The organism is Rhodothermales bacterium (genome assembly GCA_041391505.1).
Lineage (GTDB): Bacteria > Bacteroidota > Rhodothermia > Rhodothermales > JAHQVL01 > JAWKNW01.
Genome location: JAWKNW010000018.1, coordinates 111,207 through 129,188 on the forward strand (window position 1 = coordinate 111,207; position 17,982 = coordinate 129,188).

The window sequence follows — 17,982 nt, forward strand, 5'->3', positions numbered from 1 at the left end:
GCACATCACGGGGCACGCAGCGCGCGATGATCGTTATCGATCAATCCGCGCTCGCATAATCCCACGCTGCGTCAATTGTTTCCTCCGACACGTTTTCGGCCACCGTCGCGTGCCCCGGTCGATCGAGGACGACGAACCGGAGCCGGGTGCCGGCTTTCTTCTTGTCGGATTGCATCGCGTCACGTAGTGCTGACCGGGAAAGCCCGTGCAGGGTTCCTTCGACGGGGATTCGGCGGACGAGCCGCTCGGCGCGGTCGAAGTCGACGCCGGGGTACAGCAGGCGGGAAAGCTGCAGCGCCGCGATCATCCCCACCGCCACGGCCTCGCCGTGGGTGAAGGCGCCGTAGCCGGCCACGCGCTCGATGGCGTGGCCGAAGGTGTGACCGAAGTTCAGGATGGCCCGCCGGCCCGACTCGCGCTCGTCCTCCTGGACGACCTCGATCTTGATGGCAGCCGCCCGGTGGATGATGCCGGGCACGATCGCCATGTCCCGCCCGAGGATACCCTCCCACTGGCTCTCCATGCGGTCGAACAGGTCGGGATCCGCGATGAGCGCGTGTTTGACCACTTCCGCCAGCCCGCTGAACCACTCCCGCTCGGGCAGCGTGCCGAGCGTCTCCATGTCGGCATAGACGAGATGGGGCTGATGGAACGCGCCGATGAGGTTTTTTCCGACGCCGTGGTTGATCCCGGTTTTCCCCCCGATGGCGCTGTCGACCTGCGCGATCAGCGACGTGGGCACCTGCACCAGCGGCACGCCGCGCAGCAACGTCGCGGCGGCATACCCCGCGAGGTCGCCCACGACGCCGCCGCCGAGGGCCACGATAGGGGTCTTCCGGTCGATGCCGGCGGCGAGGGCGGCGTCGTAGATCGTCTGCAGATGTTCGGGGGCCTTGGTGGTCTCGCCGGCGGGGAGCGTGATCAGGTGCGGCTCCCAGCCACCCGCCCGAAGCCCCGCGACCAGCGGCGCGCCGTACGGCGCCGCGAGGTGCACGTCGGTGACGACAAAGCAGAGCCCCGGCCGGAGGCCGGCGTCGCGCATTCGGTCCGCCAGGCTGAACAGCGAGCCGATGACATAATCGTACCGGCGTCCATCCGGCAAACGAACGGGGATTGGGGCAAGAGGCATGGGTCGGGTACGGTCAGGAGGATAAAAAAGGCGGGGTCGGTGCGGGCGGGGCGTCTAGTTGACCTTGATCACCATACAGGTGAGGTCGTCGTACGGTTCGGCGCGGCCGACAAAGGCGTTGTAGCCGGCGCGGATCGCGTCGAGCAGTTCTTCGGCGCTCGTATAGCGCGTGGCTTTCAGCAGGCTGGTGAGCCGGTCGTTTCCGAACAACTCCTCGCGGCTGTTGCGCCCGTCGGTCAGCCCGTCGGTGTACAGGATGAGGGTATCGCCGGCCTGCAGCGTAAAGCGCTCTTCCTTGAGGACGCGGTCGAACACCTCGCCCTGCTCGAGCCCGATGCCGATGCCGGGTGGCTGGAGGTAAAACACGATCTGGCCGGCGGGGCGGTAGACGATCATCGGGTTATGGCCGGCGCGCGCGAACGTCAGCAGGCTCTCCCGGATGCTGATGACGCCGTAGGTGAGCGTGACGAACGTGTTCGCTTCGGCGGATTTATAAAACGTCCGGTTGATGCGGCTCAGCGTCGCCGCCGGCGGGGTTTCGAGGTTGGCCTGCGACTGCAGCGATCCCTTGAGCATCGTCATGTAGAGCGCCGCCGGCATGCCTTTGCCCGATACGTCGCCGACGGCGAAGCCGAGGTGGTCCGGGCCCAGCTCGAAAAAGTCGAAGTAGTCGCCGCCCACCTGGCGCGCCGGCTCGGAGAACGCCGCGATGTCGAGGCCCGAGATCTGTGGCAGTTTCTGCGGCAGCATCTGGAGCTGCGCCTTCCGGGCGATGTCCAGCTCGAGCTTGAGCCGCTGCCGTTCGCTGATGTGGCGGACGTACACCGGTTCGATCTGATCCGCGCGCAGCGTCCTCCCGTTCAGCCGCACCCAGAGGCCGAACACGAGCGCCAGCACCAGTACCGAGATGCCGGAGATGCCGCTGCTCAGCAGGGGGCCGGCCGGCTGGGCGACAAGCATCGCGAGGTACGGCACAATCTGGGAGATAAAGATGCCGACCCACACCGCGAACAGGTCGTATTTGAAAAAGAACCCGAGGGCTAGGCTGCTGACGACGATGCCGGCGACGGCCGTGCCCCAATGCGGATGGGTGACGGTCAGATCGAAAAACAGGGCGCCCGACACGGCGGCCGTGATGCCGGCGGCCAGCCCGTAGTGGCGCGTGAGCTTCGTGAGCAGGGGCATCGCGAAGAGGAAGATATACCCCGTCGCCAGCATCGCGCCGATCGCGGCGTAGGCGAACGGCGCCAGCGGCGGCCACGGCGCGAGCGACAGGCTCGCCGCCGAGAGGATCTGCCGCTCCGTCGCGCTCACCGTCGGCCACAGGGCCGGCAGGCGGGTGAGGCCGTACAACACCGCGTACCACAAACCGAGTTGCCCCAGCCCCAGTCCGTATCCCCGCAGGATGCTCCGGCCGATGTCGGTGAACGTGAAATAACGCGCGAAGAGGCCGTCGAAGGTGCGGAGCTTCGCCGGCCAGAGATCGCGCATGTGCGACTCGCCGGCGATCCAGATGAAGAAGAACCCCAGGCAGGTGAAAAAGACCTGCAACCCGAGGTTGATGTACAGCACGGTCATGCTCTGGCCCGGCAGCCCCTCGACCGTCTCCTCGAACACCGAAAAGACGTCGATGAAATACACCGCGAACAGGGTCAGCAGCACCGCCGTGACGAGCAGGCCGTTGCGGACGCTCACCTCGCTCGCCTTGAAGCGGATGGCGAAAATGAACAGCGCCACGATCCAGAGGGCGATCGACAGGATGAGGGTGAGGATGCCGGCGAGCCGGCTCGTCGTCTGATGCGACGCGTACGTGCTCGCAAAATCGGCCGGGAAGTCGATCGACCGCCTCCAGCTGGCCAGCGCGTCGCCCGAGACCGTCGCGGTCAGACGCAGATGGGCGTCGCCGAGGACGGCCTCCGTCGTCTCCCAGGTGAAGGAATGTTCGCTCCGCGCGAGCATGTTCATCGACTGGGCGTCGACCTCGCGGTAGGCGCTCCAGTCTACCGCCATCCGGCCATCGAGGGCATCGCGCGCGATCTGGCGCGCCTCGGCCTGCTCGAGGTGCGCCCCCGACTCCCGCTCGGGGATCTGGCGGGTACAATAAAATACGTCGCCCCCGGGGCCGACATGCACCCGGTAGAAATCGCCCGCTTCCGGATTGGCGAACCGGGCCACCCAGAACGCACCCGGCGCATGCGCTTCCAGCCGGGCCCGCGCGTCGGCCGGGGCGCCGATCGATCGGTAAAAGGCGTCGTTTCGGTTCTCCGTCGAGAACCGGATCGACCGCTCCGTGTAGGGTGTCATATCGACGCCGGCCGCCTCGAGCTGCGCCTCGGCGATCTCAAACGCCTGGTCGCGGCTGACCGTCAAGCCCAGTTGGGCCGAGGGCTGTACCCGGGGGAAAAACACCAGGAACAGCACCAGGCCGAGTACGCCGGCGGCTGCCACCAGGATGTTCTCTACGGAGCGTGCGATGGGCTTCATGAACGGGCAGGATTCCTTTGTGTGCGACGTGTACCTGCGAAGCCCCCCGAGGTTCGAGCCCACCCTGTATGATCCCGCATCCTGCATCCCGCATCCTGCATCCCGCATCCTGCATCCTGCATCCCGCATCCTGCATCCCGCATCCCCCATCCCGCATCCCCCATGTGCCTCCTCGTCCTCGCCCACGACGTCCATCCCGCCTATCGCCTCGTCCTGGCCACGAATCGCGACGAGTTTTTCGACCGGCCGGCGCGGCCGCTGGCGCCGTGGGACGACCCGCCCGGCATCGTGGCGGGGCGCGACCTGTCCGCCGGCGGCACCTGGTTCGGGGTGGATCGCCGGGGGCGCTTCGGCGTCCTCACCAACGTGCGCGAACCCGGCGCCGAACGGCAGGATGCGCCGACCCGCGGCCGGCTGGTCGTCGACTATCTTGCCGGTACGGAATCCGCCGCCGACTACCTCGCGCGCCTCGCCGGGGCGTCGGAGCCCTTCAACGGCTTCAACCTCATCGCCGGCGACGCGTCGCAGCTCGGCTACCACACGAACCGGGAGGCGGGCGTCCGCATCCTCACGCCGGGGATCTACGGGCTGAGCAATCGGGCGCTGGATACCCCGTGGCCGAAGGTCATCCGGGGCAAGGCCATGCTGGAAGATGCGCTCCGCTCCCGCACGCTCGACCCCGATCGCCTGCTGGACGGGCTCCATGACCCGGTCGAGGCGCCCGACGACCAGTTGCCCCGCACCGGCGTGCCGCTCGAATGGGAGCGGCGCCTCTCGGCGGTGTTTATCGAGGGCGACGCGTACGGCACCCGGTGCTCCACCGTGATGCTCGTGGATCGGGAGGAGCGGGTCGAAGTCGTCGAACGTACGTATTATCCGGACGGCCGCCGGCCGACCACGGCCCGCGCCCGCTTTACGCTGGAGCACACCTGACGTACCGTACCATGCGCTACGAAAACCTGACGTTTGAGAATAGAGACGGGCAGCGCCTCAGCGCGCGGCTCGACATGCCGATCGAGGGCGCGCCGCGTGCCTATGCGCTGTTCGCGCACTGCTTTACGTGCGGCAAGAGCCTCACCGCGGTCGGCCACATCAGCCGCGCGCTGAACCGGCGGGGCATCGCCGTGCTCCGGTTCGATTTTACCGGGCTGGGCGAAAGCGAGGGCGACTTCGCCGACACGACCTTTTCTTCCAACGTCGAGGACCTGGTCGACGCGGCGGCCTTCCTGGAACGGTACGACCGGGGGCCGGCCATCCTCGTCGGGCACTCCCTCGGCGGAGCCGCCGTGCTGAAGGCGGCCGCCCAGCTTCCTTCCGTCCGCGCGGTTGCGACCATCGGCGCGCCGCACGATCCGGCCCACGTGACCAATCTGCTGGGCGACGCCGCCCGGCGCATCGAAACCGATGGCGAGGCGGATATTTCCCTCGGCGGCCGGTCGTTCACGATCCGGAAATCGTTTCTGGACGACATCGAGGCGCAGCGGGTGGACGATAACCTGAAGACCCTGGGCCGGGCGCTACTGATTTTCCACGCGCCGCTGGATGAGATCGTCGGCATCGAGAACGCCGCGCTGCTTTTTCAGGCGGCGCGCCATCCCAAAAGCTTCGTCTCGCTCGATCAGGCGGATCACCTGCTGAGCGATGAGGCGGACTCGCAGTATGTGGGCGAGGTGCTCGCGGCCTGGGCTGGCAAGTACCTCGCGCCCGCGCCGGCGCCCGCCGCCGGCCACGAAGGCGACGCGCACGACGCCCGCGTGACGGCGCGCGTGGGCCGGGAAGGCTACGTGACGGAAATCACGGCGCAGGGCCACGCCCTCGTCGCCGACGAGCCGGTGTCGCTGGGCGGGACCGATCTCGGCCCGAGTCCGTACGGCCTCCTCGCCGCCGCCCTCGGCGCCTGCACGTCGATGACGCTGCGGATGTACGCCGACCGCAAGAACTGGCCGCTCGAAGGCGTCGTCACTCGCCTTCGCCACGAGAAGATCCACGCGGAGGATTGTGCTTCCTGCGAGCAGAAGACGGGGAAGATCGACCGGATCGACCGGGAGATCGAACTCCTCGGCCCCCTCGACGACACCCAGAAAACGCGTCTCCTCGAGATCGCCGACCGCTGCCCGGTTCATCGCACCCTCCACACCGAAGTATCCGTGATCACGACCCTCGCATCGTGATCGCGCATCCCACACCCTCATGCACGTCATCCATGTAGAAGGCGCCGGCGCCCACAGCCGGCTTGTGTTTCAGGAACGTCCGATGCCGACCTGCGGGCCGGACGACCTCCTCGTGCGCGTCCATGCGACGGCCCTCAACCGGGCCGATCTGCTGCAGCGCAAGGGCATGTATCCGCCGCCGGAAGGCGCGAGCCCGGTGCTGGGTCTGGAAATGGCCGGCGAAGTCGAGGTCGTGGGCGCACAGGTCCGCGGATGGCGCGGCGGGGACCGGGTGTGCGCGCTGCTCCCGGGGGGCGGGTATGCGCAGTACGTGGTTATTCCGGCCCGCATGGCGATCCCCGTACCGGATCGCCTCTCGTACGAAGAGGCGGCCGCGATACCGGAGGTGTTCATGACCGCCTACCAGGCGCTGGTATGGCTGGGCCGGCTCCAGGCCGGCGAAACCGTGCTGATCCACGCCGGCGCGAGCGGTGTCGGGACGGCGGCCATCCAGATGGCCCGCCTGCTGGGCGCCCGGGTTTATGTGACCGCGTCGCGCCAGAAGCATCCGACGTGTCTCGCCCTGGGCGCCGCGGCGGCGATCGATTACCGGGACGAGGCGTTCGACGAGGCCGTGATGGGGCTGACGAACCGCAAAGGGGTAGATGTCGTCCTGGATTTTATCGGGGCCGACTACTTCGAACGCAATGTCGAATCGCTGGGGATGGATGGCCGGCTCGTCATCCTGGCGCTGATGGGCGGAAGCCGCGTGGAGTCGATCAGCCTCCGCCACCTCTTTCGCAAACGGCTCCAGATCCTCTGCTCGACGCTCCGCAACCGCAGCGCCGACTACAAGGCCGAACTCACCCGGGCCTTCTGCGCCGATATGCTTCCCCGCATTCAGGAGGGCCACCTCGTGCCCGTCATCGATACCGTCTACGACTGGTCCGATGTCGAGGCGGCGCACAGCCGCATGGAGGCCAACCTGAATACGGGGAAGCTCGTGCTGCGCGTTACCTGACGCGCATCATCTGGCGGATCGCCACATAGTCGTCCGTTTCGATCCGGTAGACGTAGAGGCCGGAGGCGGCGCGGGAGCCGTCGAACACGACTTCGTGGTAGCCGGCCGGCATCGGGGCGTCGACGAGTTCCTCCACCTCGCGGCCGAGGACGTCATAGACCCGCAGCGCGACGTGGCCGGCCCGCGGCAGCGCAAACCGGATGGTGGTCCGCTCGCTGAACGGGTTCGGATAGCTCTGCTCGAGCGCATACGCGATCGGCAGGAGCCCCTCGTCGTCCGTCGACGAGGCTACGGCGGCCGCGCTGAGGAGCAGGCCGGAAACGGGCTGGGCGAGCGTGATCGTTTTGCCCTCCGACAGCGTTTCGGCGTAGACGTCGCGCGCGGCGTCGTTGAGCGTGATGCGCCGGCTGTTCAGGTTGTGCGCCGTCACGCGGATCGGGAAGGCGGCGCCCCGGAGCAGCACGGTGTCGGCCTTCGCGTCGAGGATGCCCACCTGGGCGTTGTCGATAAACCGGGCGTCAAACGTAAGCTCGGGCGGCATCGGGGGGCGGAGGAACGCGATCGCGTCGTCTTCCTCGAGCGTCCTGGGCGCCAGATACAGCGTCTGCACCTGGCCGGCGGCGTCGACGATCTCCAGTTCGGTCCACGTCGAGTCGACGCTGCGCCGGCGCGAGAGGGTGGCCACGGGGCGGTCGATCGGCTGCTGCGGCGCGCCCGAGATGCCGGTCTGCACCACCAGGTTGCCGGCGCCGCTGGATTTGACCCAGTACGCCCGGCCCTTCTTGAGCGAGTCGGCCTCCACGTACCCGTTGTCGTAGCCGTAGAAGGCAGACTGGATCAGCCCGCCCGGCGAGGTGGTTAGCGTGCTGGCTTTCATGTCGACATCGAACCCGCCGATGAGATTCCAGCCGGCGACCAGAGGCACGTTGGTGCCCGGCGTGTGCCCGCAGACGTTGAAGGTTTTGGGCTTGGACGAATAGAACCAGTACCCTTTACCCTGATCGAGCGTCAGCGCGTCGGCGTACCCGCCGGCGTACCCGAATGCCGAGGCCTTCTTGTCGTTGAACAGCGCGCCGATGCGGTTATCGAGCGGGTCGATGGGAATGGAGAGCATGTTCCATCCCTTGACGACGTTGAAATCGACGCAGGAGCCGGCCGGGAAACGCTGGATGGTGAGCGTCTGCGTGGTTTTGTCGACGAGACGGTACGTGTTGGTGGCCTTGAGGTCGACGTTCACGATGGCGCCGGTTTCGGTGTCGGTCATCCGGTAGAAGCCCGTCGAGAGGCGGCTGGGGTCCCACGTGAAGGTGATGGGGATGCCGCCGCTGATGTTGAGCGTCCAGGTCTGGGGCACCGTCGCCGCCGGCCGGTAGTCGTTGTTCGTGTACGTGATGCCGTCCGGCAGCAGGAAGGACGTGTGAAACACTTCGCTGGGCGGGGGCGGGGGCAGCTTGGACTCGCCGCAGGAGGCGTCGAGGGCGTTGGTGTTCGACGTGCTCTGGCCGATCGCGAAGGTGTTTTCGAGCTTGTATTTGTCCTTGGCCGTCATGTACAGCTTCCAGTCGTAGCCGCAAGCCAGATCGGCGATGGCGGCGTCGAGCTGGATGCGGGGGATGGGGGCCACGCCCGACCGGCCGCTGATCATCACCCCCGTGTCGATGAAGGCGTTCAGGATCTGGCTGATGGTCGCCGTCGGCTTGGCCTGGCGCATGACGGCCCAGGCGCCGGCGGTCATCGGGGCCGAGAAGCTGGTGCCGCTCACGGCGGAGTACCCGCCCGTGAAATCGTACGACGTGGTGATACTCTGTCCCGGCGCGAGCAGCTTGACCATGCTGGCGTGGTTGCTGAACGAGGTGATCGCGTCGTCTTTGGTCGTGGCGCCGACCGCGATCGCCGTCGATATACAGGCCGGCGAGGAAATCGATTTGGTATAGCCGTTGTTGCCGCTGGCGATGATCGTCGCGATGCCGGCCGCCGCGAGCTGGTCGATCGCGGTCTTGGTCGCCGCGTTGGCGGCGTCGCACTGATCGTGGTTTGTGTAGCGTCCGCCGCCCAGGCTCATGTTGACGGCCGCGATCGCGTAGGTCGTGCGCCGGGAGTAGACGTAATCGAGCGCGGCGATGTAGTCGGACGGCCACGCCAACACGTTGCCGCCGCCGTGGTTCGAAAAGACGGTGATGATGGTGGCCTTGGCATCCTTCGCGACGCCGTTGAAGCCGATCGAGCCGTTGTCCTTACCGATCACGACGCCCGTGACCCCGGTGCCGTGGAGGCAGCCGTGGCCGACGGTGGTCGGATCGCAGCCGGCCCCCGAGCCCGTGCCCGTCTGCGTGTCCTGGCCGTTCGGGCAGATCGACGTGGAGACGCCCGCGACGTTTTTGGAGAAACACGCCTCTTCCCGGATGCGGGCCTTGTAGAAGACGTGGTTCAGGTTGTAGCCCGAGTCGAGGATGGCCACGGTCTGGTTCAGACCCGTCTTGCTGGCCGCCCAGGCGGCCTGGGCGCCGATGATCTGGGTCGCTTCCGCCAGCACGGGCGGCACGGGGAGGTCTTCCTGGACGGCCGTCACGCCGGACATGCCGGTGAGGGTGGCCAGGCCGGCGGCATCGACTTCGAGCGCCACCAGCGGGAAGTTTTCATACACCCGGGCATCGCTCAGGCTGAGCGACATCAGGCGGTTGACGGTGGAGGTTTTTCCCGCGGCGGACGCGGTGTCCAGCACGGCGATGACGCGGACGGAGCCCGCGGCGCGGGCTTTGTCCGCCATCTCGAGCACGTGTGCTTGCGTCGCCATCTGGGCGTAGCTGCGCGTCGGCAGGATGCTCAGTACGAGCAGCAAAACGACGGTTTTGTAGAGGTTAGCCATGATAATCGTTAGCCGGAATAATGGGTGCTGAGGGCCAGGCGGGCGGCATCGCCGCCGGTTCGAACGGGGGGTGGGCTGGCGTTACTTGACGAGCACGAGGGTCCGCGCGGCGCGATAGTCACCGGCTTCCAGCGTGTAGTAGTAGAAGCCGGCGGAGAGCGCGCTCGCATCGAACGTCCGCTCGTAGACCCCCGGAGCCTGGATGCTCTCTTCGAGCGTGGCCACGATCTGGCCGAGGGCGTTGAAGACGCGGAGCCGCACCGAAGCGGAGGTCGGCAACTGGTATTTCAGCGTCGTCGTGCGCGAGAACGGATTGGGATAGCCCGGATGCAGCGCGAAGGCGGTGTCGAACGTCGTCGGGTCTTCCGTTCCGACCTGTTCCGCGCCGAGCGTGAGCCGCAACAGGCCCATGGGCTCCGTAATCGTCGCCGGCCGGCTCTCCTGCACCGCGGTGTAGAACGCGGACTGGCCGGATCCATCCGTCACGTACAGGGCCTGATCGCTGAGATTTTCGGCAGTGAGCGTGAGGGGGTAGTCCACGCCGCTCAGCTCGATGAGCGCCGGCGCGGCGAACAGGGCCGCGACCTGCAGGCCCGAGGCGAAGCGGGCGTCGAAAACGTCCCCGGGGGCCTTTGGCGGCAAGGCGTAGTCGAAGGTCTCATCGCTCGACAGGGCCCGCTGCGATACAAACAGGGTCTGCGTGCTCCCGCTCGCAGTGGTCAGCCGGAGCGTCGTCCATTCCGGATCCTCGGCGCGCACCGCGAAGGGCCGGCTGAAGGGGTCCGCATCGGTCTTGCCCGCGCCGACGGTCAGAACGGCCACCTTGTTCGAGTTGACCCAGTACCCGCGGCCGGCCTTCAGGCTGTCCGTCACAAACATGGTCCCGTCGTAGCCGTAGTAGCTGGACAGCACCGTGGTCGAGGGGTTCTTGACGATCGACCCGATGGGCTTGGACTGATTGTGGGGACCAACGAGGTTCCAGCCGATCGCCACGTCGATGCCGCCGTCGGCGTAGATGCCGCAGATGCTGTAGGTCGCCGCTTTTTTGAATTGCATCCAGTACCCTTTGCCCGTCGCCAGCTGCGCGGGGGCCTCATAGCCGGCGTTGAACCCGTAGGGGCGCGCGCGCTTGTCCGAGAAGAGGGCCTGGGGACGCATATCATAAGCTTCCAGCGGGATCGAAAAGAGATTCCAGCCGGCCGTCACCGGCAGATCGATGCACGGACCGTCGGGATACCGTTCGATCACGAGCTCCGTGATCGTCTTGTCCGTGAGCACATATTTGGTCGTGGTGGCCATGTCGATGCTGACATAGCCGCCATTGATCGTATCTTTGAGCCAGAAATCGCCGGCCGGCAGCGCCGTCGGGTCCCATTCGAACGTAAACGAGTGGGCGCCGCTCAGGACGATGCGCCAGGTGACGCGCTGCGACCCATTGCTCCGGTAGTCGGCCGCCGAATACGATTTTGCGTCGGGAAGAAGAAAGCGCGCCCCAAAGATGCCGGGCGGCGGAGGCGGCGGGGTGTCGGCCTCGCCACAGGTTGCATTGACCGCGTCAGACGCCGAGGACGACTGGCCGATGGTGAGGGTCTCTGTCTGCTTTTTAGCGTCCTTGACGCTGATCGGCAATTCCCAGTCGGCCCCACAGGCCGATTGAATGCTCACGTGCTGCGCCTGTGCTGCGGGGGTGGCCGCCGCGAAAAGCAAACACACGAGCCCTAGTGTTGCCGCGGAGTACCGGGAAACATACAAATTCATAGATCCATGCCAGTTATCCGTCGAAGCGGTAGTTGAACAGGGAGGTGGGGTTTGAACATGTAATCGGATTGACGGGGGGTTACTTTATTAAGGTTGGCTCAATTCTTGGCGGAATTATCGACCCCCCGAATGGCAAGCTTTTCAGGAATGGAACACGCGTTTTTTCTCTTCGTCGGGCTGCTGCTCGGATTCTTGATCTGGTTCATCGGCCGGCGCCGCGCGGACGGCGCCTCGAACAAGCCGGCCGCCGTGGGCGATGCCCTGCAGCGCAACCTGTATAGCGTCGCGGAGGAACTCGAACCGTTCCTGCACCGCTCCGCGCATCCGCGGGACCTGCTCACCCATGCCCGGTTTCAGGAAACCCTCGCCCAGCTCGTCGAGGCGGACTTCCCGGTCGAGGTGCTCCTCGCGTATGCCGCCGGCGAGAATCTGGTGATCTCGTGCCTCGCGCTCGAGGCGCTCGCGCAAAAGCCGGAGGATCCCTCCATCGCCATCCGCATCCTCGAGCGGATCCAGCGCATCTACCTCTGGCCGTTTTTCTTCGCCACGCGCGCCATGCAGCGCCACGGCGGCCGGCAGCTGGCCGGCCGGCTCCTCCTGGCGGGGCAGACCTGGTGGAAGGACAACCCCATCCTGCTCGAATTTCTGCGCGGCTTTGTCGGAGAACGCATCGACGAAGGGGAACGCATCACGTTCGAGGGCCTTCTCGACGAGCTGGAGACCGAACAGGCCGACGTGGTCGAGGGGCTCCTCGCGGCGCTGCATCTGGACGCCCTGCAACCGCTCGCCGCCGAGCTGCACGCCTGGCGCAGCGCCCTGATCGACCGCAAGGCGCTGGGGCGGATCGGCACCGTATGGGCCCAGCCGCCGGTCCACGACATCGTGCCCCATGCCGTCCTGGATCACCATGCCGACCAGGTGCTCGAAGCCTTGCGCCAGGATCGGTCGCGCTCGGCGCTCGTCGTAGGCGACGCCGGCGTCGGGAAGACCACGCTCATCCACGCCGTCGCCGGCCGCCTCCAGGCCGAGGGGTGGATCGTCTTCGAAGCCGGCGCGATGGATGTCGTCGCCGGCCAGATGTTTGTCGGCCAGCTCGAAGAACGCGTCCAGGAGCTGATGCGCAACCTCGCCGGCCATCGCAAGGTGCTCTGGGTCATCGCGGACTTCCACGACCTCATCTTCGCCGGCTGGCACCGCGACAACCCGCGCAGCGTGCTCGACATGATCGCGCCCTTCATCGAAAACGGCAGCCTGACGGTGCTGGGAGAGACGGAGCCGGCGGCCTACGAGCGCATCGTCCAGGTCAAGCCCCTGCTCCGATCCAGCCTCAAGGCGATCACCGTCGAGCCGCTCGACGACACGCGCACCCTCGACCTCGCCCGCGCCTGGAGCGAGCGGCGCGCCACCGCCGACGGGTTTCCCCCGATCCGCGAGGAGATCCTGCGCGAGGCCCTGCAACTCGCCCGCCAGTACCTGGACAAGTCGGCCACGCCGGGCAATCTGCTGGACTTGCTGCGGCTCGCCCAGGGGACGCGTTCCGAGGCCGGCGATCCCGAGCCGCTCCGCTCCGAACGTCTCATCGCCACGCTCACCGAGCTGACGGGCCTTCCGGCTTCCCTGCTCAGCGAACGCGAACGGCTGGATCTGGACGCCCTCCGCGCCCTCTTTCAGCAGCGCGTCCTGGGGCAGCCGGAGGCGGTAGATTGCCTGGTCGAACGCGTCGCCATGATCAAGGCCGGCCTGTGCGACCCCTCGCGCCCGTCCGGCGTGTTTCTCTTCGTCGGGCCCACCGGGACGGGGAAAACGGAGATCGCGAAGACCCTCGCCCAGTTTCTCTTCGGCAACCCGGACCGCATGATCCGGCTCGACATGAGCGAGTTCATGACGGAAGACGCGCTCCGCCGGCTGCTCGGCGACGCCGAACGCGGCGCGGAGTCGGTCGCGCTCGTCAACCAGATCCGGAAACAGCCCTTTTCGGTCGTCCTGCTCGACGAATTCGAGAAGGCGCATCCGGGCATCTGGGACCTCTTCCTGCAGGTGTTCGACGACGGCCGGCTCACCGACCGCCGGGGAAACACGGCCGACTTCCGCCACGCGATCATCATCCTCACCTCGAATCTGGGCGCCGCGGTCCCGGCCGGCAACAGCGTGGGTTTCGGGGGCGAACAAAGGACATTTTCATCGGATAGCGTCGAGCGTGCGGCGCGGCAGACCTTCCGCCCGGAGTTTCTGAATCGCATCGACCGCGTCGTCGTCTTCCGCCCCCTCAGCCGGACCATCGCCCGCGACATCCTGCTCAAGGAGCTGCGCGACGTGCTCACGCGCCGCGGTCTCCGCAACCGCGATTGGGCGGTCGAATGGGAAGATTCGGCGCTCGATTTCCTGCTCGAAAAGGGCTTCAGCAACGAACTGGGCGCCCGCCCGCTCAAGCGGGCCATCGAGCGCTACCTGCTCTCGCCCCTCGCCATGACGATCGTCAACCATCAGTTTCCCGAGGGCGATCAATTTCTCTTCGTGCGCAGCGCGGGGGATGGGCTCGATGTCGAGTTCATCGACCCCGATCAGGCCGATACGGAGGACGCGCCGGCCGCGGAGGCGCGCCCGCCGGAAGCGCCCTTCCAGTTGCAACCGCTCGTGCTCGAACCCCTCGGCACGCGGGCCGAGGTCGACGGCCTCGTCGATCGCTTCGAGGCGCTGCTGGATGCTATCGAGTCCGACGCGTGGGAGCAGCGCAAGGCAGCGGCGCTGGAGCGGACCGCGGAGGCGTCGTTCTGGGAGTGGGATGGACGGTACGACGTGCTGTCGCAGGTCGAGTTTATGGATCGCATCGAGCGGGCCGCGGACACGGCGGAGTCGCTGTTGACCCGGCTGCAGGGCGAAGGCCGGCAGGAGCGGTCCGCCTACTCGCCGGTGCTCATCCAGCGTCTCGCGCAGCGGCTGTATGTGCTCGAACGCGCGATCGAACAGGAGGCATCGAGCGCGCCGCGCGACGCCTTCCTCCTGATTGACACAGGCCGCGACGGCGCGCCGGCGGGCGCGGATGCGCGGGAGTTCGCGGAGGCGATCGGGGGCATGTACGTCGGCTGGGCGCAGAAACGCCAGATGCGGCACACCGTGCTGCAACGGTTCGGGGAAGGGGGGAGCGAGCCGGGGCGGATGATCCTCGCCGTCACCGGGTTCGGCTCGTACGGGATTCTGGCCGGCGAAGACGGGTGGCACGTCTGGGAGGCGCCCGGCGAGGGGAAATCGTTCCAGCGCCTGCGCGTGCGGGTCCGGGTGGCGCCGCAGCCCGTGCGGCCGGCGGATACCGCAGCCGCCCTGCGCCAGCAGGCCGAGGCGACGCTGGCCGGGCTGCCGGCGAACGCGGTGATCGTGCGGCGCTATCGGAAAGAGCCTTCGCCGCTGGTGCGCGACAGCCGGGGGGCGTGGCGGACGGGCCGGCTGGACCGGGTCCTGGCCGGCGATTTCGATGTGATGGGCGGCGGATAGCCCCAAAAAAAACGGGGACGCCCCTTGAGAGGGCGCCCCCGGCGATCAACCGTTACGGTTTGTGAAGGGCTGTGAGGAACGATACCGACCTGCCATTCTGTGCACGCAGCACGCGCACGAGGAACGAATCGCCGGCCTCGATGCCGCTGTACACCTTCATGAAGTCGCTCCGCGACGTTACCGTCTTGCGGTCCACTTCGGTGATGATGTCGCCCCGGCGGAGGTCCGCGTCGCGGAAGGCCTGGCTGTTTTCGTCGATCTGGGCGATCACGACGCCCTCGATGGACTCCCCTTCGAGCCCGAGGCTCTGCAGGATGTCGGGCGTTACGTCGCGCAGGACGGTGAGGCCGAGGGATTCGACGCCCGGCTCGTTGTCCCGCTCGCTCGGGCGCTGGTTCGCGGCCACGTCTTCGTCATCCTTGCGTTCGCCGAGCACGACGTCGACCGTGCGCTTCTTGCCGGAATCCTGGTTGATGACGCCCAGCGTGACGCCCTCGCCCGGCTGCTTGTTGCCGATGATGGTGCGGAGCTGGTTGGCGTCCATCAGGTCGATGCCCTCGACGGATACGATGATCTCGTTCTCTTTGAGGCCGGCCTTATCCGCGGCGCTGCCCTCCTGGACCGAGGTGATCTGCGCCGCGCCGCGCGGCACGTCGAGCATGTTGGCCAGCGCCTCGCTCACGCCGTCGAAGTTGACGCCGAGCATCCCGCGACGCACCTTGCCGTGGTCGATGAGCTGCGTGGCGACGTTTTCAACGACGTCGACGGGGATCGCGAAGCCGATGCCCTGGTATCCGCCCGACCGGGAGAAGATGGCCGAGTTGATGCCGATGAGCCGGCCCTGGAGATCGACGAGCGGCCCGCCCGAGTTTCCCGGGTTGATCGCGGCGTCGGTCTGGATGAAGCTCGCGAAGACGTTCAGCTGCGAGATCTGGTTGCTCGTGCGGCCCAGGGCGCTCACGATGCCCACGGTGACCGTATTGCCGAGGTCCTCCGAGAGCGGGGAGCCCACCGCCATGACCCACTGGCCCACGCGCAGGTTGTCGGCCGTGCCGAACGAGACGTGCGGCATGTGGTCGGTGTCGATCTTGATGACCGCCAGGTCGCTCAGCGGGTCGGTGCCGACCACGGTGGCGTCGAAGAAGCGGCCGTCGGACAGCCGCACCTTGAGCTGGTCGGCGTCTTCCACGACGTGGTTGTTGGTGACGATATAGCCGTCATCGCGGATCAGGACGCCCGATCCGAGGCCGTCGGAGCGAAAATCTTCCTGGGGGCCCTGGAACGGATTAAAAAACTGTTCGAGCGGAGAATTGCCCGGCATCTGCTGCCGGCTGATGACTTTCTCCAGCCGAATCTGGACTACCGTGGGGTTTACCGATTCGGCGACGGCGGTGAAGGCATCCTCCAGCGCCAGCGCCGATGCTACTTTTTCCTTGCTGATGGCCGTCGTACCCTCCTGGAGCGCGGAGACGGCCGCCTGGGTGCTCGGCGTGATAGGCTCGTCAGAAAACAGATTCGACCCTGCCGTTGTGAAGAATATCCCGCCCAGGAACGACGCGATAACAAACAGGGCAATGGGAATCGATCGTTTCACACTCATATGCTCAACCTCTTTTGAATCTGGAATCGTTGCGCGTACGGCCTGACATAATATCGTCGGCGAATTCATCCGGTGTATGCCAGCCTGTCAGCCGGCGCGGGCGAACCCGGTGTCTATCCGATGAGAAAAAAGCGTGCCGCAGCGACGACTCGCGTGGTACAGGGGCTAAACGGATGACACGCCGGCTTTAGTATGGGCAGAAATGAGAAGCCCCTCATCAAGCCGATCCCGACCGATAACCCCGTACCGATGGCCAAAACGAAGCGACCGATCCCCAGTGACCCTTGCCCATTGGCCCATGCCCAATGATGCCAATACGTAGTTGAATTGGGGCAAAATGTCCCAAAATAATGTCATCTCGACCGAAGACGCCGGCTTGCCGGCATTGGAGCGGAGAGACCTCCTTAACATGGGCTTTTGAATGTCATGTGGAGATCACGACGCTGCCGCATCCTCAATGGCGCAGTGCTCGGCATAAGGAGGTCTCTCCGCTTCCCCCCGCGTACGCGGGGGTTTCGGTCGAGATGACATTTCTTTTTGCTGAACGTTTCAACGGCTGATTCGCATCAATGACCAATGCCCATTGACCAATGCCCAGTGACCAATGCCCAGTGACCAATGCCCATCGACCAATGCCCATTGACCAATGCCCAGTGACCAATGCCCAGTGACCAATGCCCGATCCCCAGTCCCGTCACCCCGGAATGCCCGGCTCCGTCATGTCGCGTACGTTGAGGTAGCGGTCGAGGGCCTCGTCGGACAGCAGCCCCATCTCCTTCGCGACGGTGCGGACGGACTTCCGCTCCCGGGCGGACGTTTTGGCGACGGTCGCGGCCTTGTCGTACCCGATCGCGGCGTTGAGGGCCGTGGCGATCGACGGGTTGAGTTCGAGCAGCTCGCGGCAGCGGTCGCGGTCGGCTTCGATGCCTTCGAGGCAGTTCGTGCGGAAGGCGTCGCAGGCGCCGGCGAGGATCACGATGCTCTCGAGCATGGCGCTGGCCATCACCGGCATCATCACGTTGAGCTCGAAGTTGCCGTGCTGTCCGCCGACGGTGATCGTCGTGTGGTTGCCCATGACGCGGGCGCAGACCATCATGAGGGCCTCGCTCATGACCGGGTTGACTTTGCCGGGCATGATCGACGAGCCGGGCTGGATCGCCGGCAGCCGGATCTCGGCGAGGCCGCTCGTCGGGCCGCTGGACATGTGGCGGATGTCGTTGGCGATCTTCATCAGGGACACGGCGAGCGTGTTGAGCGCGCCGGCGGCCATCACGAAGGCATCCTTGGCGGCCTGCGCCTCGAAATGGTTCTCCGCCTCGCGGAACGTCAGCCCCGTCGCCTCGCCGATGAGGGCGATGGTCTTTCCGGGGAAATCGGGATGGCAGTTGATGCCCGTCCCGGTGGCCGTGCCGCCGAGCGCCAGTTCGGACAGCTCGCCGGATGCGTACTCGAGCCGGCGGATGCCGTGCTGGATCTGCGAGGCGA

The 17,982-nt window shown here is 66.5% G+C and carries 10 protein-coding genes; 4 read left to right on the forward strand and 6 right to left on the reverse strand.

All coding sequences use genetic code 11. The features are described 5' to 3' along the window. Positions 1–40 precede the first annotated feature (40 nt). Both aroB and R2834_16565 read right to left on the reverse strand, forming a co-directional pair. Entirely contained in the window at positions 41–1,129 is a 1,089-nt protein-coding gene (gene aroB / locus R2834_16560) for a 3-dehydroquinate synthase (protein MEZ4701947.1), read from the reverse strand. Between the two features lie 54 nt (positions 1,130–1,183). Further along, on the reverse strand, positions 1,184–3,613 hold the full coding sequence (locus tag R2834_16565) for a PP2C family protein-serine/threonine phosphatase (GenBank protein ID MEZ4701948.1): 2,430 nt from the start codon (positions 3,611–3,613) through the stop codon (positions 1,184–1,186). 162 nt (positions 3,614–3,775) lie between these two features. On the opposite strand from R2834_16565, the gene R2834_16570 reads away from it, so the two are divergent. Genes R2834_16570 through R2834_16580 form a run of 3 tightly spaced genes read left to right on the forward strand, consistent with a single transcriptional unit; the run spans position 3,776 to position 6,784 of the window. After that, positions 3,776–4,546 (forward strand): NRDE family protein, encoded by a 771-nt coding sequence (locus tag R2834_16570; protein ID MEZ4701949.1) that lies wholly within the window; start codon positions 3,776–3,778, stop codon positions 4,544–4,546. 11 nt (positions 4,547–4,557) lie between these two features. Then, on the forward strand, positions 4,558–5,784 hold the full coding sequence (locus R2834_16575; GenBank protein MEZ4701950.1) for a bifunctional alpha/beta hydrolase/OsmC family protein: 1,227 nt from the start codon (positions 4,558–4,560) through the stop codon (positions 5,782–5,784). A 19-nt stretch (positions 5,785–5,803) separates the two neighbouring features. Further along, complete coding sequence (locus R2834_16580) at positions 5,804–6,784, forward strand: NAD(P)H-quinone oxidoreductase (GenBank protein MEZ4701951.1); 981 nt, start codon at positions 5,804–5,806, stop codon at positions 6,782–6,784. On the opposite strand, the gene R2834_16585 is transcribed toward R2834_16580, so the two are convergent. Continuing rightward, on the reverse strand, positions 6,777–9,650 hold the full coding sequence (locus R2834_16585; protein ID MEZ4701952.1) for a S8 family serine peptidase: 2,874 nt from the start codon (positions 9,648–9,650) through the stop codon (positions 6,777–6,779). The two genes, R2834_16580 and R2834_16585, sit on opposite strands and share 8 nt — an antisense overlap. Positions 9,651–9,731: 81 nt before the next feature. Beyond that, positions 9,732–11,315, reverse strand: a complete 1,584-nt coding sequence (locus R2834_16590; GenBank protein MEZ4701953.1) for a T9SS type A sorting domain-containing protein — start codon at positions 11,313–11,315, stop codon at positions 9,732–9,734. Positions 11,316–11,555: 240 nt separating this feature from the next. Here R2834_16590 and R2834_16595 point away from each other — a divergent pair, with 240 nt between their 5' ends. Continuing rightward, positions 11,556–14,897: an AAA family ATPase gene (locus R2834_16595; GenBank protein MEZ4701954.1), complete on the forward strand. Its 3,342-nt coding sequence runs from the start codon at positions 11,556–11,558 to the stop codon at positions 14,895–14,897. Between the two features lie 52 nt (positions 14,898–14,949). Here the strand turns inward: R2834_16595 and R2834_16600 are convergent, their stop codons facing one another. Continuing rightward, positions 14,950–16,497: a trypsin-like peptidase domain-containing protein gene (locus R2834_16600; GenBank protein ID MEZ4701955.1), complete on the reverse strand. Its 1,548-nt coding sequence runs from the start codon at positions 16,495–16,497 to the stop codon at positions 14,950–14,952. A 694-nt stretch (positions 16,498–17,191) separates the two neighbouring features. Next, on the reverse strand, positions 17,192–17,982 hold a 791-nt coding region (locus tag R2834_16605), incomplete at its 5' end, for a lyase family protein (GenBank protein MEZ4701956.1).